Annotated in this window: 19 protein-coding genes; 8 read left to right on the forward strand and 11 right to left on the reverse strand. The window is 72.8% G+C overall.

Features of this window, described 5'->3' with window-relative positions:
- Nucleotide 1 precedes the first annotated feature (1 nt).
- The 4 genes from ACFOWE_RS29835 to ACFOWE_RS29850 form a co-directional block, all read right to left on the reverse strand.
- Nucleotides 2-1564 (reverse strand): glycoside hydrolase family 13 protein, encoded by a 1563-nt coding sequence (locus ACFOWE_RS29835; RefSeq protein ID WP_377293699.1) that lies wholly within the window; start codon nucleotides 1562-1564, stop codon nucleotides 2-4.
- On the reverse strand, nucleotides 1561-1959 hold the full coding sequence (locus ACFOWE_RS29840) for a globin (protein ID WP_377293701.1): 399 nt from the start codon (nucleotides 1957-1959) through the stop codon (nucleotides 1561-1563). The genes ACFOWE_RS29835 and ACFOWE_RS29840 overlap by 4 nt, the downstream gene beginning before the upstream one ends.
- A 207-nt stretch (nucleotides 1960-2166) precedes the next feature.
- A complete protein-coding gene (locus ACFOWE_RS29845) occupies nucleotides 2167-3216 on the reverse strand; it encodes a mechanosensitive ion channel family protein (protein ID WP_377293703.1) in 1050 nt (349 codons plus the stop codon).
- Between the two features lie 437 nt (nucleotides 3217-3653).
- Nucleotides 3654-3938, reverse strand: coding sequence for a hypothetical protein (locus ACFOWE_RS29850; protein WP_377293705.1), 285 nt, complete (start codon nucleotides 3936-3938; stop codon nucleotides 3654-3656).
- A 341-nt stretch (nucleotides 3939-4279) separates the two neighbouring features.
- On the opposite strand from ACFOWE_RS29850, the gene ACFOWE_RS29855 reads away from it, so the two are divergent.
- From ACFOWE_RS29855 to ACFOWE_RS29870, 4 genes are all read left to right on the forward strand, one after another.
- Complete coding sequence (locus tag ACFOWE_RS29855) at nucleotides 4280-5842, forward strand: XRE family transcriptional regulator (RefSeq protein ID WP_377293707.1); 1563 nt, start codon at nucleotides 4280-4282, stop codon at nucleotides 5840-5842.
- Nucleotides 5839-6333: a GNAT family N-acetyltransferase gene (locus ACFOWE_RS29860; RefSeq protein WP_377293709.1), complete on the forward strand. Its 495-nt coding sequence runs from the start codon at nucleotides 5839-5841 to the stop codon at nucleotides 6331-6333. The genes ACFOWE_RS29855 and ACFOWE_RS29860 overlap by 4 nt, the downstream gene beginning before the upstream one ends.
- A gap of 526 nt (nucleotides 6334-6859) precedes the next feature.
- Entirely contained in the window at nucleotides 6860-7477 is a 618-nt protein-coding gene (locus tag ACFOWE_RS29865; RefSeq protein ID WP_377293711.1) for a TetR/AcrR family transcriptional regulator, read from the forward strand.
- A complete protein-coding gene (locus tag ACFOWE_RS29870; protein WP_377293713.1) occupies nucleotides 7474-8622 on the forward strand; it encodes an FAD-dependent oxidoreductase in 1149 nt (382 codons plus the stop codon). The genes ACFOWE_RS29865 and ACFOWE_RS29870 overlap by 4 nt, the downstream gene beginning before the upstream one ends.
- Before the next feature lie 105 nt (nucleotides 8623-8727).
- On the opposite strand, the gene ACFOWE_RS29875 is transcribed toward ACFOWE_RS29870, so the two are convergent.
- Genes ACFOWE_RS29875 through ACFOWE_RS29885 form a run of 3 tightly spaced genes read right to left on the reverse strand, consistent with a single transcriptional unit; the run spans nucleotide 8728 to nucleotide 10769 of the window.
- Nucleotides 8728-9186, reverse strand: coding sequence for an NUDIX hydrolase (locus ACFOWE_RS29875; RefSeq protein WP_377293715.1), 459 nt, complete (start codon nucleotides 9184-9186; stop codon nucleotides 8728-8730).
- A gap of 15 nt (nucleotides 9187-9201) precedes the next feature.
- Nucleotides 9202-9834 carry a DUF47 domain-containing protein gene (locus tag ACFOWE_RS29880; protein WP_377293717.1) on the reverse strand — a complete coding sequence of 211 codons (633 nt, stop codon included), beginning with the start codon at nucleotides 9832-9834 and terminating at the stop codon, nucleotides 9202-9204.
- A complete protein-coding gene (locus ACFOWE_RS29885; RefSeq protein ID WP_377293719.1) occupies nucleotides 9831-10769 on the reverse strand; it encodes an inorganic phosphate transporter in 939 nt (312 codons plus the stop codon). The genes ACFOWE_RS29880 and ACFOWE_RS29885 overlap by 4 nt, the downstream gene beginning before the upstream one ends.
- 352 nt (nucleotides 10770-11121) lie before the next feature.
- Between ACFOWE_RS29885 and purU the strand changes: the two genes are divergently transcribed.
- Nucleotides 11122-11973, forward strand: a complete 852-nt coding sequence (gene purU / locus ACFOWE_RS29890; RefSeq protein ID WP_377293721.1) for a formyltetrahydrofolate deformylase — start codon at nucleotides 11122-11124, stop codon at nucleotides 11971-11973.
- Between the two features lie 55 nt (nucleotides 11974-12028).
- Here purU and ACFOWE_RS29895 read toward each other — a convergent pair whose 3' ends face one another.
- The 3 genes from ACFOWE_RS29895 to ACFOWE_RS29905 form a co-directional block, all read right to left on the reverse strand.
- Entirely contained in the window at nucleotides 12029-12376 is a 348-nt protein-coding gene (locus tag ACFOWE_RS29895) for a VOC family protein (protein WP_377293723.1), read from the reverse strand.
- Between the two features lie 128 nt (nucleotides 12377-12504).
- Nucleotides 12505-13320, reverse strand: coding sequence for a helix-turn-helix domain-containing protein (locus ACFOWE_RS29900; protein WP_377293725.1), 816 nt, complete (start codon nucleotides 13318-13320; stop codon nucleotides 12505-12507).
- 76 nt (nucleotides 13321-13396) lie between these two features.
- Entirely contained in the window at nucleotides 13397-15469 is a 2073-nt protein-coding gene (locus ACFOWE_RS29905) for a prolyl oligopeptidase family serine peptidase (RefSeq protein ID WP_377293727.1), read from the reverse strand.
- A 317-nt stretch (nucleotides 15470-15786) separates the two neighbouring features.
- Here ACFOWE_RS29905 and ACFOWE_RS29910 point away from each other — a divergent pair, with 317 nt between their 5' ends.
- The 3 genes from ACFOWE_RS29910 to ACFOWE_RS29920 all read left to right on the forward strand — a co-directional run bounded on the left by ACFOWE_RS29910 (nucleotide 15787) and on the right by ACFOWE_RS29920 (nucleotide 17477).
- Nucleotides 15787-16296 (forward strand): HNH endonuclease, encoded by a 510-nt coding sequence (locus tag ACFOWE_RS29910; protein WP_377293729.1) that lies wholly within the window; start codon nucleotides 15787-15789, stop codon nucleotides 16294-16296.
- Between the two features lie 43 nt (nucleotides 16297-16339).
- Nucleotides 16340-17161 (forward strand): GNAT family N-acetyltransferase, encoded by an 822-nt coding sequence (locus tag ACFOWE_RS29915; protein WP_377293731.1) that lies wholly within the window; start codon nucleotides 16340-16342, stop codon nucleotides 17159-17161.
- A 100-nt stretch (nucleotides 17162-17261) separates the two neighbouring features.
- Nucleotides 17262-17477: an FmdB family zinc ribbon protein gene (locus ACFOWE_RS29920; protein WP_377293733.1), complete on the forward strand. Its 216-nt coding sequence runs from the start codon at nucleotides 17262-17264 to the stop codon at nucleotides 17475-17477.
- Between the two features lie 210 nt (nucleotides 17478-17687).
- Here ACFOWE_RS29920 and ACFOWE_RS29925 read toward each other — a convergent pair whose 3' ends face one another.
- Nucleotides 17688-18173 (reverse strand): helix-turn-helix transcriptional regulator, encoded by a 486-nt coding sequence (locus ACFOWE_RS29925; protein WP_377293735.1) that lies wholly within the window; start codon nucleotides 18171-18173, stop codon nucleotides 17688-17690.
- Between the last annotated feature and the right edge of the window lie 184 nt (nucleotides 18174-18357).

The raw sequence follows: 18357 nt of genomic DNA on the forward strand, positions 1-18357 counted from the left end.
TTCAGGGAGTGTGCAGCCAGACGGCCGTGTCCGGCGGGAGCAGGTGCCCGTCCACCGGGGCGCTGCCGAGCAGGACCCGCTCGTGCGGCGGGAGGGGAACGGCCTCCGTGCCGCAGTTGACCGCGCACGTCAGCGAGCCGCGCCGCAGGACGAGAGCGTCGGCGGGGGACTCCACCCAGTCGACGCGGTCGGGGAGCGAGCCGCGCAGCGCCCGCCGGGTCCGCAGGGCCTGCCGGTAGAAGGCGAGCGTCGATCCGGGGTCGCTCGCCTGGCGCTCGGCGGTCAGCGCGACCCAGTCGGCCGGCTGGGGGAGCCACGGGGTGACGCCCTCGGGCGAGAAGCCGTACGGCGCGACGGTGCCCGACCAGGGCAGGGGGACCCGGCAGCCGTCCCGGCCGGGGAGGCTGCCCTGCGAGCGGATGAAGATCGGGTCCTGCCGGGCCTCGGCGGGGATGTCCGTCACCTCCGGCAGCCCGAGCTCCTCCCCCTGGTAGAGGTAGGCCGAGCCGGGGAGGGCGAGCATGGTCAGCAGCGCGGCGCGGGCCCGGGCGAGGCCGGTGGTGGAGTGCGGCAGCCCCTCGCCGTAGCGGGTGACGTGCCGGACCACGTCGTGGTTGGAGAGCACCCAGGTGTGGGCCTCGCCGGTGGCCAGGGTCTCGTCGATGACCTTGCGGAACGCCGTGGCCGACCAGGGTGCCTCCAGCCAGGCGAAGTTGAAGCTCTGGTGGAGCTCGTCCGGGCGGGTGTAGAGGGCGAGGTCCTCGGCGGAGTCGGTCCACACCTCCCCGACGGCGATCCGCTCGCCCGGATAGGAGTCGAGCAGCTTGCGCCACTGCCGGTAGACCTCGTGGACCTCCGGGCGCCCCCAGATGGGCGAGGCGGCCTTGAACGACTGGTCGTCGGGCGGCAGGTCGGGCAGGCCCTCGGCCTTGTACAGGCCCATCGCCACGTCGATCCGGAAGCCGTCCACGCCCCGGTCCAGCCAGAAGCGCAGGACGTCGAGGAACTCGGCGTGCACCTCGGGGTTGCGCCAGTTGAAGTCGGGCTGGGAGGAGTCGAACAGGTGCAGGTACCACTGCCCGTCGGGCAGCCGCGTCCAGGCCGGGCCGCTGAAGGTCGACTGCCAGTTGTTGGGCGGGGCGTCGCCGCCGTCCCCGAAGATGTAGCGGTCGCGCCCCTCGCCCCGCAGCGCCGCCTGGAACCACGGATGGGCCGAGGAGCTGTGGTTGGGCACGACGTCCACGAGCACCCGCAGGCCGAGGGCGTGGGCGTCGGCGACCAGCGCGTCGAAGTCGGCCAGGGTGCCGAAGAGCGGGTCCACGTCCCGGTAGTCGGCCACGTCGTAGCCGCCGTCCGCCATGGGGGAGGGGTAGAAGGGGGTCAGCCAGATCGCGTCCACCCCGAGCTCGGCGAGGTACGGCAGGCGCCGCCGGGCGCCCTCCAGGTCGCCGACGCCGTCGCCCGAGGCGTCGGCGAAGCTGCGGACGTAGATCTCGTACACCACGGCATCACGCCACCAGGGGATCTCCATGGAGATGGGCTGCCCCGGTGCGGCGGTGTTCATGCGTCGGGCGCGTTGACCATGCTGTGCGCGGCGTAGACGAGGTAGTCCCAGAGGCGGTCCGCCGACTCCTGCGGGAGCTGGAGGGAGAGCAGGGCCTCGTGCATGTGCCGGAGCCAGGCGTCCCGCTCGGCGGCGCCGATGACGAACGGGCTGTGCCGCATGCGCAGCCGGGGGTGGCCGCGCCGCTGGCTGTAGGTGTTCGGCCCGCCCCAGTACTGCATCAGGAACAGGCTCAGCCGCTCCTCGGCTCCCGCCAGGTCCTCGGCGGGGTACATCGGCCAGAGCAGGGGGTCGTCGACGACACCTTCGTAGAAGCGGTGGACCAGGCGGCGGAAGGTCTCCTCTCCGCCGACCGCGTCGAAGAAGGACTGGGATTCCTCGGTGGTACCTGACACGGTCACAGACTAAAGGGTCCGCGGCGGGGCGTGCGTCCGCCCGGGGCCGCCCGCACCCGGCCCGCACCCGCCCGGGGCGGTGGAGGGCCGCTCCGGGCGCGCACGGCGGGAACCGGCTCCGGGCCGGGAGAACCGCCTGCCGGTCTGAATGGGACCGTGCGGGCCGGTGGCGGTCGCGGGCCGGCAGGCGGGCGCGGGGAGGCCGGGTCAGCCGGCGATCGTGATCTCGGCCCGGTCCAGGGCGCTCTTCACCCGGAGGCGGATCTCCCTGGCCACCTCCGCCTGGCGGGACGGGATCGTCTTGGCGCTGATCCGGAAGACGACGGCCGTGTCGGAGATCTGCTCGATCCCCCAGACCTGCGGCTCCTCGACGATGACGGTGTCGCGGAAGGCCGGGTCGTTCCAGATCTCCTCGGCCACCTGGCCGAGCAGTTCGCGCACGGCCGGCACCTCGGAGGTGTAGGCGACCGGGACGTCCACCGTGGCGCGGGACCAGCCCTGCGACTCGTTCCCGACGCGGGTGATGGTGCCGTTGCGGATGTACCAGACCCGTCCGTCGGCGTCGCGCAGGCGGGTGATGCGCAGGGTGACGGCCTCGACGGTGCCGGTGGCGGGTCCCGCGTCGATCACGTCGCCCACGCCGTACTGGTCCTCCAGGAGCATGAACATGCCGGCGATGAAGTCCTTGACGAGCTCCTGGGCGCCGAAGCCGAGGGCCACGCCGATGATGCTGACGCTGGCCAGCAGGGGGGCGATCGGCACGGAGAGGCGTTCCAGGACGGTCAGGGCCGCGGTGCCGAGGATGACGATGGTGGCGACGGGCCGCAGCACCGAGCCGATCGTCTCGGCCCGCTGCCTGCGCCGCTCGGCGGCGACGGCGTCGAGCCCCTCCGGCTGCACCGTCTGCCTGCCGCCCCGCAGCCGCCCGGCGATCGATGCGCCGCCCGCGGACGCGCGCCGTACCACCCGGGTGATGAGCCGGTGGGCGATGTTGCGCAGGACCATCGCGACGACGATTATCACCGCGATGGTGATCAGTCCGGCGATCACGGGCGCCCATTTCTCGGCGGGCAGCACGGAGGCCAGCAACTCGCAGACCACGTCGCCCTCGCCGTTCTTGCCGGTGCAGACTCCGCTGAACCCGTTGAGGACGGTCGCCGGGTCCATCAGGGCGGTCGGGTCCAGGGAGGGACTCGGCGTCGGCGTGGGCGTCACCGTCGGGGTGGGCGTGGGCGTCACCGCCGGGGTGGGTGTCACCGCCGGCGTCGGTGTCGCCGTCGGCAGTGGGGTGGGCGCAGGGGTCTGCGGGAACACGGAGAGGATCCCTCCCGGATCGGTCGGATCGGTAACGGGGAAGTCAACGACATCCCAATATCGCCGATCCGACCGGCCGCCGTCACATCGCCGGGGAAGACGGGGGCGCCCGGTCCGGGGCCGCGGGGGGCGGATCCGGACGCTCCGGTGACGTACGGCACGGAACGGGGCACGCACCCGGAAGCGTGTCCCGTTCCGCTACGCGGGAGGGATCTCCCCGATCACCGCCCGGGGACCCGGGCGGTGGCTCGGAAGTCCGAGGCCGGCGGAGTGACCAGCGTCCGAGGACGCTCCGCACCGGTCACCCCGCCGGCCCGGCCGGGCCGCGGCGGGCGCGGTGGGCGGGCACGGCTGCGCTCCGCGCCCGCCCACCGCGGTGGTCACTCTCCCACCGCGGCGAGCACGCGTGCGACCTTGGTCGCGGCACCGGCGGGGTCGTCCGCCGTGTGCATCCTCTCGCCCCAGGACCAGCAGTAGTACCAGTCCGGACGGCTGGCCGTGGTCTGGGCGCGGCAGGTGACGTTCTCCGCCAGGCTGGTCGCGTTCGGGTTGATCACGCGGACGAACACGCGGCCCGTCCGGCTCCGCACCACCCGGGCGTGCAGCCCGCGGGCGTCCAGTTCTGACACCAATCGCTCCAGGTGCCCGAAGTCGTCTCCCTGCACCTCAGTCCCCTCCTCCATGACCCGGCTGCACCGAACGACGTTCGCGTGCCAGGCGAATCAGTGCTGGTTGGCCAAAGATGTCTCACAGTGGCGCGAGGGTCAACGCCACGAAACCCAAGATCAGGGTGGGGGTTCTCCCAAGTAGGTTGAAAGAAGCATTCCGGGGGGAGACGATCCTTAGCCAACGGCTCTATACGTCGGTTCCGGATGAGCCAAAGGTGGTCCATCATTCTCTGTAGGCACAGCGCGACAACGCCGTCACGCTGAGTCAATGGGAGAGGACCGGTCAGGACATGTTGAGTGCGCCAGCCCGCCCAGCTGGTCACGAGAGAGGGGCCGGTATGTCCGGCAGGCAGCACAGAGAGACAGAGCTGGCACGGCGGATCCGGGCTCGAGGCCTGGCCACGGGACGGGGCTCGGCGCAGATCGCCGAGGAGATCCACGAGAAGTGCGGTCCGCAGTTCGGGACCACGCGGATCAAGGGACACCGTCTCGCGCACGGCATCGCGCTCGCCGACGTGATCGAACAGGTTCGGGCGCTGTTCGAGCGCGACGGGAAGCCGGCGCCAGGCATCGGGGAGACGCTTCTGTCCGCCTACGAGAGCGGGCTGAAACGGCCCGGTCCCGAATATCTCCACTACCTCTGTTCCGTCTACCGGGTGGAACCGGTCGCTCTCGGATATGAGGGCCCGTGCATCTGCGGCCACGGCCACAAGATGTCCGGCGTCGTCCGAGGCGATCTCCAAGATGAGAAACCCGATACTTCCCCAGGTCCGCGTGAGCTGTCGGCCCCGCAGGTCGACGGCGATCTCTCGGTGGACGGGGGCGAGGAGGACGAGAACGTGCTGCGGAGAACGCTTCTGGGCCTGCTGGCCGGCGGCAGTGTCGCCTTGGACGGGCAGGTGCTGGGATCGGTGGAGAACATACGCCGGAGGATGGACAACACTCTGGTGTCGGCGACCGTCTCACCCGCGATGCTCGACCAGTGGGAGGAGGCCGCCGTCGGCTTCGGCCGGCAGTACATGAACACGCCGCCCCTGCGCCTGCTCTGCGACGTGCTGCTGGAGTTCAGCGCCGTGCGCAAGGCGATGGAGCGGCGGCAGCCGGTCGACCTGCAGGAGCGGCTCTGCCGGATGGCGGCCCAGCTGGCCGGCCTCAGCGGCATGATCATGATCAATCTGGGCGACCACCGGATGGCCCGCTCCTTCTTCAGGACGGGCAGGATGGCGGCGGACGAGACCGGTGACCGCGCGCTGCGGGCATGGGTCACGGCCCGCGAGTCTCTGGTCCCGCTCTACTACGGGGACCCGCGCGAGGCGCTCAACCTCGCCAAGAAGAGCGGTGACCTGGCGGGCCAGACCCCGTGCGCGGCCCAGGCCATGGCGCCGGTCGTCGAGGCCCGGGCGCTGGCGATGCTCTCCGGAGCGGGGAAGAAGGACGTGGTCGACCAGGCCAAGAAGGCGCTCTCCCGGGCCCGGGCGGCGTTCTCCCAGATGACCGCGGAGCAGAAGGAGGACGCGGCCTTCGGCTACACCGAGCGCCAGCTCTACTTCCACCAGGGCGACGCCCTGGTCCGGCTGGGGCAGGCGATGGAGGCCGACCTCATCCTGGAGCAGGCCCTCACCAAGTACGGCCCGTCCGACTGGCTCGACCCCACGCTGATCAGGCTCGACCGGGCCAGGTGCAAGCTGATGGAGGGCGACGTCGAGGAGGCGGTGTCGATCGCCACGGCCACCATCCAGGGGCTCGGCGAGGGCTGCCGGACGGACATCGTCCTGCAGCGCGCCAACGAGGTCGCCAAGGCCATCGCGGCCAAGGCGCCGGACCACGCCGGGCTCCAGACCTACCAGGAGGTGCTGCGCACCGCGTCGCTGGCCAAGGTGGAATCACCGGTGGGTCCATGAACCGTTTCAGGATCAGGCGCTACCGCTGGTCCGACCTCGAGGCGGTCTGCGCGCTGCACCAGATCTGCCTCGCCCAGGTCGGTCTCGCGCCGGGAGACGGCGTCTGGTACGACGACGACTTCCCGAAGATCAACGAGGTCTACCTCGCCGACCGGGGGGAGTTCCTGGTGGGCGAGGCCGGCGGCCGTGTCGTCTCGATGGGCGGGCTCCGCCGCGTCGACGACGAGACCGCCGAGATGTGCCGCCTGCGGGTCCACCCGGAGCACCAGCGGCGGGGGTACGGCGCCCGGATGGTCGCGGCCCTGGAGGGGCGGGCGGTCGAGCTGGGCTACACGCGGCTGCGCGGGGACACCACCCTGAACCAGCCCGCCGCGATCGAGCTCTACCGCAAGTACGGCTGGCGTGAGATCCGCAGGGAGGAGCGCGGCGGCTGCGTCGTGCTGTACGGCGAGAAGGATCTGACGGGTGTGATGTCCGCACTGCCGCAGTGATGCCGATGCGGCACGGATCCGCCGTTCCCCGTTGCGGTCCGCGGAAATCCTGAAATGCTTGTTCTCCGCAGCGATTCCAAGGGGGTGCGATGAGGAAGGTCATCGTGCACAAGCCTGGCGTCATCAGGCTGAGTGGTGCCGCCAGCGCCACCCACCAGGGGTGAAGAAGCGCAGCAGATCGGCTGGAACACTCCGGGCGCCCGTCCGGGGCCTCTCGTGCCCCGCACCGGACGGGCGCCTTCGCCATGTCGGCGGACGGTCACCTGCCGGGGCGCGATGACCCCACCTGCGGAGCGGGGGAGAAAACCTCTCCCGGAGTGCGCTCCTTTCCCCCTGGGGGGAACTTCCCCTACGATCCCGGTCTGAGGGGGCCGTACCCGCTCTCCCTCCGGTAGAGATCTTTCTCCCTCTGGATGACTTCTTCTCCTTCCAGGTGATGTTTTCTCCTCTGGTCGGCCACCCGTGACTCCGTAGCCCTTCGGCTGAGAGCTTGCTCTGAACTGAACAAGTGTTTAGCATACTGAACATGCGTTCAATGGATGAGGACCGGACCGCCAGGGCGGTCATCCGGGACCGGGCGCTGGAGCTGTTCGCCGCCCACGGCCCGGACTCGGTGACCGTCCGGCGGATCGCCGCGGCCGCCGGAGTCTCACCCGGCCTCGTGATCCACCACTTCGGTTCCAAGGAGGCGCTCCGCGCCGCGGTGGACGAGCACGTGGCCGCGGTCTTCGACGGGCTGTTCGCCAGGGCGGCGGCGGGCGGGCTCGACACGGCCGACGGGGCCTCCTTCGCGGAGGCGCTGCTGCGGGAGCTCCCACCCGGCTCGCCCGTGCCGGCCTACCTGCGCCGTCTGCTGCTGTCCGGCGACCCCGCCGGTGACCGGGTGTTCCGCCGGTGGCTGGAGGCGGGCCGGGCGACGCTGGAGGCGCTCGCCGCACGCGGGGTCCTGGCGCCGGGGCGCGACCCGGAGGTCCGGGCGGCCTTCGTCGTGGCGGGCGACCTGATGCTGCTGCTCCTGCGGGAGCAGCTCACCGGCGTCCTCGGCGCCGACCCCCTCTCGGCCGAGGGGGCGGCGCGGTGGGCCGAAGAGGTGATGAGCGTCTACCGGGACGGTCTGTTCATCCGGGAAGGAGGACCGCGATGAGGGTCACGGTCTGCGGGGCCGGGATCGCCGGTCTCACCCTGGCGTGGTGGCTCCGGCGCGCCGGAGCCGAGGTGGTCCTCCTGGAGAAGGCGCCCGGGCCGCGCAGCGGTGGATACATGATCGATTTCTTCGGCGCGGGCTACGACGTGGCCGAGCGGATGGGCGTCCTCCCCGAGCTGCACGCCGTCGCGGCCGGCATCGACGAGCTCGTCTACGCCGACGGGCACGGCAGGCGGCGCGCCGGGCTGCGCTACGCGACCGCCCGGGCGCTGCTCGGCGGCCGGGTGCTGAGTGTCATGCGCGGGGACCTGGAGACGATCCTGCGCTCGGCGCTGGACCCCGGCACCGAGATCCGGTACGGCACCGGCATCGCCGCGGTCCGGGACGCCCCCGCAGGGGTGGACGTCGAGCTGACCGACGGGACCGCCCACCGGGCCGACCTGCTGGTCGGCGCCGACGGCCTGCACTCCGAGGTCCGGCGGCTGGTCTTCGGCCCGGAGCGCCGCTATCTGCACTCGCTGGGCTACCACACCGCCTCCTACCTGCTCGAGGACGCCGTCCTGGCGGCGGAGACGGGCCGCAGGGCCGTACTGGTTGGGGTACCGGGCCGGCAGGCGGGACTGTACCCGGTACGGGACGGGCGGCTGGCGGCGTTCCTCGTCCACGCCGCTCCTCAGGCGGCCCCGCCCGCCGACGCCCGGGCGGAGATCCTGCGCCGGTACCGGGGGATGGGCGCGCTGGTGGACCGGATACTGGCCCACTGCCCCCGGGACCCCTACTACGACGACGTCGCCCAGATCCGGATGCCGGGCTGGACCCGGGGACGGGTCACCCTGCTCGGCGACGCCGCCCACGCGGTCTCGCTCATGGCCGGCCAGGGCTCGTCGATGGCGATGGGCGGGGCCCACACGCTGGCGGTCGAGCTGCTCGGCGCCGGCGTCGGGGCGGCGCTGGACCGCTACGAGCGGCGGATGCGCCCGTTCGTGCTGGCCAAACAGAGGAGCGGGCGCGCCGCCGCACACTGGATGGTCCCGCGCCGGGCCTGGCGGATCGCCCTGCGCAACCGGCTGTTCGGCCTCGCCGGACTGCCCGGCGGCGCCGCCGTACTGGGCCGGGCGACCAGAGGCCTGAGTTCGGGACTGTGACGCCGCGCGGGTCCGCACCGTCCACGGCCCGCACGACGCCGTACGGTCCGCACCGTCCACACGGCCCGCACGATCCTGCGCGCCCGGGTACGTGGGGCGGGGCGGTCAGCCCAGCAGCACGAGCCGGGAGACGACCTCCGCCAGCTCCGGTGGCTGCACGGGGTCGGTCAGCCCGGCCAGCTCCGCGGGCGGGAACCAGCCGGAGCCCAGGTAGGCGCCGTGCTCCTCGGCGGTGAGCGCGCCGGGCCGCACCCGGGGCGTGCCGGCGAACCTGGCCAGGTAGAACCGCTCAGTCTTGACGTAGCGCACACCGAGCCAGGTGAAGTCCCGGCGCACCGGAAGCCAGCGCTCCAGCACCGCGCGCGCGGGCAGGCCGGTCTCCTCGGCCAGCTCCCTGCGGGCGGCCTCGAAGGGCGTCTCACCCGGGTCGATCCCGCCGCCCGGCGGCTCCCAGAAGACCTGCCCGCTCACCGAGTCCCGCCAGCGCAGCAGCAGGATCCCGCCCCGCCCGTCCACGCAGACCACCCGCGCCGCGGGCCGGTCGTCCACCGGGGAGTCGCTCACGGGGAAGACCGCCCTTCAGCGTTTCATCGCGCCGTCGGCGATGGCGTCGGCGGCCTCGCCGATGGCGGCGGCGACGACCTCCAGCCGGCGGACCAGCTCGCGCTCCTTCATGGTCTCGGAAGTGATCTCCCCGGAGAAGATCCGCGCGATCTCGTACTGGTACATGCGCTGGAGGATGCCGCTGACCTTCTTGACCTCCAGGGCGTCCCTGGGGACCGCGGAGGGACGGGAGGCGAGGTCGTAGACCGCGGTCTCCAGGGCCTCGATGCCGGAGATCACCTGGTCCAGCATGGGGGCGAACCGCCGCTGCTCCCGGACCCGGTAGAGGTGGGACTCGCGGACGAAGTCGCGCAGGGAGTCGAGGATGTCGTCGATCGAGCGGGACAGGCGGAACATGTCCTCGCGGTCGATCGGGGTGATCAGCGCGCCGGACAGCTCCTCCACCAGGCGGGCGCGCTGGGTGTCGCCCCGGTGCTCGATCTCGCGCATCCTCTCGTGCGCGTCGACCCTGCGGGTCTCGCCGCCGATCATCGCGATGGCCAGCCAGGCGCCCTCCTTGGTCGCCTCCAGCTGCCCGATCAGCGCCTCGGTGAGCACGCTGTCCATGTGACCGGTCATCATGTTCCGGACCCGGCGCAGGCGTTTCAAGCGATCACTCCTCTGGCGACGAGTGCCCCCGCCGCGGCGAGCAGGCCGCTCACCGGCAGCGTCAGCATCCAGGCTAGAACGATCTTCACGGCGGCGTGCCAGCGCACCCGGCCGGCGCTCTCGGCCATGCCCGCGCCGATCAGGGCGCCGGCGATGGTCTGGGTCATGCTCACCGGGGCGCCGAGCGCCGCGCAGCCGATCACGGCGGTGCCGCTGGCCAGTTCGGCGGTCACTCCGTGCAGCGGCCGCGAGGCGATGATCTCCCGGCTGAGCGTACGGCCGGCGCGCGGCAGGCCGTACACGGCGCCGGCCCCGAACATCGCCGCCATCGCGACGCAGGTGGGCAGGGGCGCGCCGGAGAAGCCCTGGGCGAGCATGAAGACGGCCAGCATCTTCTGGCCGTCGTTGGCCGCGTAGGCCAGGCACTGCAGGGTGAACCCGGCCCGGTGCCACCGTCTCAGCAGGCGGGCGTTGCCCAGGAGTGCCAGCAGGTGGCGGACCGGGACCGCGAGCAGCGCCCCGACGAACGGCGCCGCCAGCGCCGTGGCCAGGACGAACAGCACGGCCTCGGTGGAGACCGGCACGCCCAGGCCCAGTCCGGCCCCGGTCAGGGCGCCGACGATGGCGAGGGTCAGGCTGGTGGGCCGGCCCCTGTTGCTCAGGACCACGACGACGAGCAGCGCGGACAGGACCGCGACGGACATGATGACCTGCCCCTCGGCGCCCTCCGCGGTGGTCAGCCGGGTGGCGAAGGTCGTGGCGACCTGGTGGGTCACCAGGGGGACCAGCGCGACCGCGGTCATCATCATGAGCACGCCGGTCACCGGCCGGATGCTGGGGATCTTGAGGCCGGTCGCCAGCAGCGCGCCGCCGTCGTTGACCCCCGTGATGATCGCGAAGAGTGCGGCCAGCGCCGTCAGCGCGGCCAGGCTCACGGTTCCCACCCCGCGTCAGCCGTGGCCGTCTCCGGCTTCTCCGGCGCGGGCTCCGCGCGGGGGCTCGGTGTTCTCGTCCGTACCGTCTCCGTCCGTATCCCGGGGGTAATGCGTCATCAAAAGGAGATACCCGGAGCCGGTGAAATATAGCGCCCCATGGCGATATGCGGGGCAACGTCTCCCAGCGGAGGGAGGGGGAGGATCACTCCCCGGGCGAACAGGGGTAACCTCGTTCCCGCGACCGCCGGGACGAGCCTGCGCCGGCCGGGCAGAGGAGCGCTGCGATCTCGCCGACCCCGCCGGACCCGCTCGCGGCGTCCGTACGATCCGACCTCCTCGAAGGTGTGAAGCCATGAGTGCTGCCGAGTACGTCCTGACGCTGTCCTGCCCGGACCGCCCCGGTGTCGTCGCCGCCGTCTCCGGGCTGCTCGCCGGGCACGGGTGCAACATCACCGAGAGCCAGCAGTTCGGGGACCCGGACAGCAAGCGGTTCTTCATGCGCGTGCAGTTCTCCGCCCCGGTGCCCGGGGACGAACTGCGAGCCTCCCTCGCCGCGCTGGCCCCCGAGTTCGGGATGGAGACGCAGCTGCGCGACACGGCGGTCAGGCCGCGGGTGCTCATCATGGTCAGCAAGTTCGACCACTGCCTGAACGACCTGCTCCACCGGGCCCGCTCCGGCCTGCTCGACATCGACATCGTCGCGGTCGTCTCCAACCACCCCGACCTGCGCCCGCTCACCCAGTCCCACGGCGTCGACTACCACCACCTGCCGGTCACGCCGGAGACCAAGGCGAAGCAGGAGGCGGAGATCCTGACGCTGGTCGAGCACTACCAGGCGGACCTGGTGGTGCTGGCCCGCTACATGCAGATCCTCTCGGAGGACCTCTGCGCGAAGCTGGCCGGGCGGGCGATCAACATCCACCACTCGTTCCTGCCGTCGTTCAAGGGCGCCCGGCCGTACCACCAGGCGCACGCCCGCGGGGTGAAGCTGATCGGGGCCACCGCCCACTACGTGACGTCGCACCTGGACGAGGGGCCGATCATCGAGCAGGAGGTCGCCCGGGTCAACCACAGCCACTCCCCGGAGGACCTGGTCGCCATCGGCCGGGACGTGGAGTGCCTCGTGCTGGCCCGGGCCGTCAAGTGGCACGCCGAGCAGCGCGTGCTGCTCGACGGCCACAAGACGATCGTCTTCCCTCGGTAGGCCCGCTCCCCGCCGCCGTGTCCGGGCCCCGGTCCGCGGGCGGAGCCGGTGCGGGTCAGGGCCGGTAGGTCCCGAAGTACCAGGTGCAGCCCTCGGGATCCGTGCAGGCGTACTCCCGGGAGCCGTACGGCCGGTCCGTCAGCGGCGTGGTGACGACGGCCCCGGCGGCCACCGCCCGGTCGTGGTGGGCGTCCGGCTCGTCGACCGCCACGTAGACCCCGTGTCCGCCCGGCTCGCCGGCGCCCAGCATGATCATTCCGGTGCCGGCGGTCAGCTCGGCGTGCACGATCACGCCCTCGCCGTCCGTGGAGACCTCTCCGGCCTCGAAGCCGAACGCCTCGGCGAGCCACTCGATCGCCGCGGCGGGGTCGCGGTAGCGGACCAGCGGATAGACCGTTCGCATGGTCGTCCCTCCTCACTCTTCATGGTCACCGGCAGTGTGTCCCGGCGGGGACGCGGAGGTCTTGGACGAATCTGACCTGCGCCCGCGGGAGGATCACCCCGCCGGCCCTTCAGACGGGGAACGGCCCCTCAGACGGGGAACGGCTCCTCCGCGAGGGAGCGCAGGAGCTCGCCCGGGCAGGCTCCGGCCATCGCCCGGAAGTCGCGGTTCATGTGCGCCTGGTCGTAGTAGCCGCAGGCCGCGGCGGTCTCCGCGGGGCGGGCCCCGGCGCGCAGGCGCTCCAGGGCGCGCTCGAAGCGGAGCACGCGGGCGGCGGTCTTGGGCGCCAGCCCGATCTGGTCGTGGAAGCGGGCGACCAGGTGCCGGTGGCTCCAGCCCAGCTCGCGGGCGAGCGCCGTGACGCCCGCCGTACCGCCGGTGGCGACGAGCCGGTCCCAGGCCCAGCCGACCCGGGGGTCCGGGGCGGGGGCCGCGTGGATCCGCCGGGTGAGCAGTCCGTCCAGGAGCGCCAGGCGGCCGCGCGGGTCGCCGGCCCGGGCCAGCCGCTCCAGTGCGGCGTCCGCCCACGGGCCGAGCACCTCCTCCAGGGAGACCACCCGGTTGGCCAGCTCGCTCATCGGGACCCCGAGCAGCCGCCGCGCCCCCGCCGGGGTCAGGTCGATCTGCACGCTCTCGGCCGTCCCGGTCGTGAGGGTGTCGACGTAGGTGTCGTGGAGCCCGGCGACGAAGGAGGCCAGCCGCCGCGCCCCGCCCGGACCTCTCAGGTCGAGCGGGGCGCCGAGGCCGAAGATCACCACGATGCCGGCGAACGGCGGCTCCCGGCGCGCCAGCGGTGCGTCGTGGCGCTCGGTGTAGGCCGTCATCCGCCTGACGTACGGCCGCAGGGCGGCTCCCGGCGTGCCCGCGACGAACGTCAGGCCGCCGGTCGCCGGGGTGTCGTCCATGCCCCGACGGTAACCGCTCCCGCCGACGGTTTCCCGCCGTCCCGGGCGGTCCGGCGCCCCACGTCCCCGCGCACGCCTACACGGTCAGACCGGTGTGGTGGGCGAGGAAGGTGAGCTGGTCGGCGGCGAGGTCGACGGTCTTGCTGACCGCGCGGGCCCCGTGACCGGTCTCGGCCTCGTTGCGCAGCAGGACCGGCCGGTCGGCCGCCTGGGCGTGCTGCAGGGCGGCGCACATCTTCCAGGCGTGCAGCGGGTGCACCCGGGTGTCCGACTGGAAGACGGTGAACAGCGTCGCCGGATAGGAGACGCCCTCCCGGACGTGGTGGTACGGGGAGTAGGACCAGAGCCAGGCGAACTCGTCGGGCTTGTCCGCCGTGCCGTACTCGACGTTCCAGGTCGCGCCGAGGCCGAACAGCTCGTAGCGGACCATGTCGAGCAGCGGGGCCGAGCAGACCACCGCGGCGTACAGGTCGGGGCGCTGGGTGAGGGCGGCGCCGACCAGCAGGCCGCCGTTGGAACCGCCGGAGATGGCCAGCCGGTCGGGGGTGGTGACGCCGGCGGCGATCAGGTGCTCGGCCGCCGCGTGCAGGTCGTCGAAGACGTTCTGCTTGTGGGCGAGCATCCCGGCCCGGTGCCACTCCTCACCCTGCTCGCCCCCGCCGCGCAGCTGGGCGATGGCGTAGGTGCCGCCCGCCTCCACCCAGGCCAGGATCGAGGCGGAGTAGCCGGGGGTCATCGAGATGCCGAAGCCGCCGTAGCCGTACAGGACCGTGGGCCGGGGACCCTCGGCGCCGGGCGGGGAGATCACCAGCATGTGGACCTCGGTGCCGTCGGCCGAGCGGTAGACGACCTGCTCGGTGGTGACGGCGGGCACCTCGACGGCGCCCGGGGAGGCGGCCCACAGGGTGGTCTCGCCGGTGCGGGCGTCGTAGCGCTGCACGGTCGGCGGGGTGGTGTTGTCGGTGTAGCCGAACCATGCCTCGTGGCCGCCCTCGGGCCGTTCGCTGATGCCGCCGATCGTGCCCAGGCCCGGAGTCGGCACCTCGCCGATCCGCTCGCCGGTGACGAGGTCGTGCACGGAGATCTCGCTGATCGCGTGCCGGGTCCAGCCGGCCAGCATGACCGGGCGGTCCACGTCGTCGAGGATCGCGTAGTCGGAGAGCACGGCCTCGGGGTCCTGCGGGATCAGGTCGCGCCAGTGCTCGGCCTGCGGGGTGGCGGGGTCGGCCACGCAGACCCGGCCCCGGGGGGCGTCTCGGTCGGTGAAGACGTACAGCCGCCCGTCCCGGCCGAAGTGCAGGGAGGTCTGGGCGTCGACGCCCTCCTGGACGACGACGAGCTCCGGCGCTCCGGCGGAGGAGGCCTCCAGGTCGGCGACCCACAGGTCGTTGCGGGGCGCCGTGCCGCGGGAGGCGGAGACGGACAGCCACCGGCCGTCGCGTGAGACCCCGACCCCGTAGTAGTTGGTCTTCTCCATGCCGTCACCGAAGATCAGCACGTCCTCGGAGGTGGAGGCGCCGACGCGGTGCAGGTAGATCCGGCGGTGGTACTGCTCCTCACCCTCGGGCACCTCGGCGGGCGGCAGCCTGCGCACGTAGTAGAACGCCTCGCCGCCGGGCAGCCAGGCGACGGGCGAGTAGCGGCACCGGTCGATCGGCCCCTCGATCCGGTCCCCGGTGGCGACGTCGATCACGTAGAGCTTGGACTCCTCGTCGCCGCCCACCGAGATCTGGTAGGCGAGCAGGCGGCCCTCCTTGTCGGGCTGCCAGGCGTCGAGCGTGGTCAGCCCGGACGGGTCGAGCGCCATCGGGTCGAGCAGCGCCCGCTCGGCGCCGCCGGGATCCACCGTGTAGAGCACCGCGTGCTCCTGGTCGGGGGTGCGCCGCATGAAGAAGGAGCGCTCGCCCCGCCAGACCGGGGCGCCGACGCTGCCGGACCTCAGCAGCTCGGCGACCCGGGTCTTGAAGCGCTCGCGTCCCGGCAGCGCGCCCAGCTCCGCGGCCAGCAGCTTCTCCTGCGCGGCCAGCCACTCGCCGGTCTCCGGGGCGTCGGGATCCTCCAGCCAGCGGTAGGGGTCGGGGACGGGGGTGCCGTGCAGCTCATCGACGACGTCGTCACGGCGGGCGGGCGGGTACGGCTGTCGCGTCATGGCAGGAACCCTACGACCTCCGGCGGGACGGTGGGGTACGGCTTGCGCCCCGGGCGCTACCGAACGGGCTTCGGAGGAGTGAAGAACAGGTAATGCGGGCATAAAACGCACCAGGAGCCCCTCCCGTCATTTATCAGTGGCGGGCAGGCCGAAACAGAAGTCAGACTTGGTCCAGGACGGCGCCGTGGTGACCATCCGCTGGGCCGTCCGGCGGAGGTCCACGTGACGGAAGCGCCCGGGCCCCAAGAGGGGCCGCCAGCCGGGGCACGCGACGTGCCCCACGAGATGACGCGACGCACCGCGGGGAAGGCCCGCTGATGCGTCAGGTCCTGTTGCTCAACGCCACCTTCGAGCCGCTGACCACCCTCTCCCTGCACCGCGCCGTCGTGCTGGTGCTCCGGGAGAAGGCCGACGTCGTGCACCGCGACGGGCGGGGCTCCGTGCTCCGTTCGGCGAGCCGCACGGTCGACGTGCCGTCGGTGATCAGGCTTCGCCGTTATGTCCGCATCCCCTACCGGTCGCGGATCCCGCTGACCAGGACCGCCCTGATGCGCCGGGACGACTACCGGTGCGTCTACTGCGGTCAGAAGGCCGAGACCATCGACCACGTGATCCCCCGCTCGCGGGGCGGCCCCCACACGTGGGAGAACTGCGTGGCCTCGTGCACGACGTGCAACCACCGCAAGGCCGACCGGCTCCTGGAGGAGCTGGGGTGGACGCTCGAGGTCGCCCCGGCGGTGCCGCGCGGCGCCCACTGGCGGCTGATCGGCGCGCACGTCGTGGGCGACCCCCAGTGGGCGCCCTACCTGGAGGAGACCGCGGCCTGATATCCACTCGCCCCGGCGGGGCCCGGGTCGGCACAATCGGTGCATGGCCTGGACCTTCATCTCCGATGTCGAGGTGTTCGCCGGGGCGGCGGAGCCGTGGCTGCTCCGCGACCCGATCCGCAACACCGCCCCGCTCACGGTCCTGCGCGGCATCCGCGCAGGCCTCCACACCGGTGACCTGCTGCTGGGCCTGCTGGAGGAGGACGGTGAGACGGTCGCCGCGGTGATCCAGACACCGCAGCGCGGGCTGATCGTGCCGGACGCCCCCGTCCACGCCGTGCGCTCCCTCGCCACCGCGCTGATCGAGGCCGAGCGGACGGTCCCCGAGGTCAGCGGGCCGCTGGCGCAGGCGGAGGCGTTCGCCGCCTCCTGGTGGCGGCCGGTGGCACGGCGCGTCCCCGAGCGCCTCCACCGGCTGGAGTCCGTGACCCCGCCCCGGCGCCCGGTCCCCGGGGCCGCCCGTACGGCGGGCGCCGCCTACCGGGAGCTGCTCGCGGCCTGGTTCGCCGACTTCCACCTGGAGGCGATGGGCGCGCGGCCGGCGGACCAGACCCCGGTGGTCTCCAGCCGGATCGGCCGCGAGGAACTGGTCCTGTGGGAGGACCGCGGCCGTCCCGTCGCGTGCGCGGCCTTCTCGGCGCCGATCGCCGCCATGTCGCGGATCGGCCCGGTCTACACGCCGCCGGAGTTCCGCGGCCGGGGGTACGGCGAGGCCGTCACCCGCGCGGCGACGGGCGCGGCGCAGGACGCCGGCGCCGCCGAGGTGCTGCTCTTCACCGATCTGGCCAACCAGGTGTCCAACTCCGTCTACCAGGCGATCGGCTACCGGCCGGTCGCCGATTACGCCTCGATCGCGTTCGGGTGAGCGGGGTGACCGCGCCGCACGCCGTGACGCCCCCGTGACGACCGGGCCGCGCCCCTTCCGGGACGTGGGAGGAACCCGGCCGCCTGAGTAATCTGATGGCATGCCTCGTTACGATTTCCGCTGCCGTTCCTGCGGGTCCACCTTCGAGTTGTCGCGCCCGATGGCCGAGTCCGGCGCGCCCGCGCCCTGCCCCGAGGGGCATGAGGACACCGTCCGGCTGCTGTCCACGGTCGCCGTGACCGGCGGCGCCGCCGCGCCCCGCCCCGCCGGCGGTGGTGGGGGCGGCTGCTGCGGTGGCGGCTGCTGCGGCGGCTGACCCCGGCCGGAGTCTCCGGAAACAGGGCGGCGGCCCCGCGCCGCGGACCCGCACGACCGTGGACCCGCACGGCCGTGGACCCGCACGGCCGTGGACCCGCACGGATGAACGCCGCCTCGCGCTCGCGGGGCGGCGTTCCGGCGTCTCAGGGGGGTGCACCGCGGTCCGTCAGCGGACGCGGCCCGCAAGGGGCCGCGCCGCTTGCCGGGGTCACGCCGCGCGCTTGCCCTGGAAGGGGAGGAAGCGCTCGGCCGGGTGCGGCCGGGCGGGGACGAAGGTCGGCTCGGTGGCGATGATGCGGTCGAACCGGAAGGCCCGGATCGCGCCGCGCATGCGGCACATGCCCACGAGATACCAGTGCTCGCGGTGGACCATGCAGGTCACGGGGTCGACGTCGCGGACGGTGATCCGCCCGGAGACGTCGCGGTAGTGCAGGCGGATCACGAGCCGGGAGGTGATGGCGCTCGCGATGGTCCGCGCCCGGTCGGCGACGGCGGCCGGGAGCGGCTCGGTCAGCGTGGCGAGGGTGGTGGCGGTGACGTCGTCGTCGAGCTGGAGGTGCTCGAAGGCGTGGCGGAGGCCGTGCCGGGCGGCGGCGGCCTGCGGGCCCGAGCCCAGGTGTGCCAGGGACAGGGCGAGGGCGGCGATCTCGGCGGTCGTCAGCGGGCTGGCAGGGGGCTTCATGACGGTAGCCATACCCAAAGAATACGGACGAGCACCGACATTTTTCGAACAGAACTACCGACTTCCGGGACTGTAACCTCCCGGAAAGGGGCGCATCCCCGCACCTGTTCGATCGCCGAGGACTCCTGGGCGGAGGATCCGCCGGAGGGGCACGCGGTCCGGGAGCGGGGCCCCTACCGATCACCCGGGAAGACGC

It is taken from the genome of Planomonospora corallina (assembly GCF_042650625.1).
Classification (GTDB): domain Bacteria; phylum Actinomycetota; class Actinomycetes; order Streptosporangiales; family Streptosporangiaceae; genus Planomonospora_B; species Planomonospora_B corallina.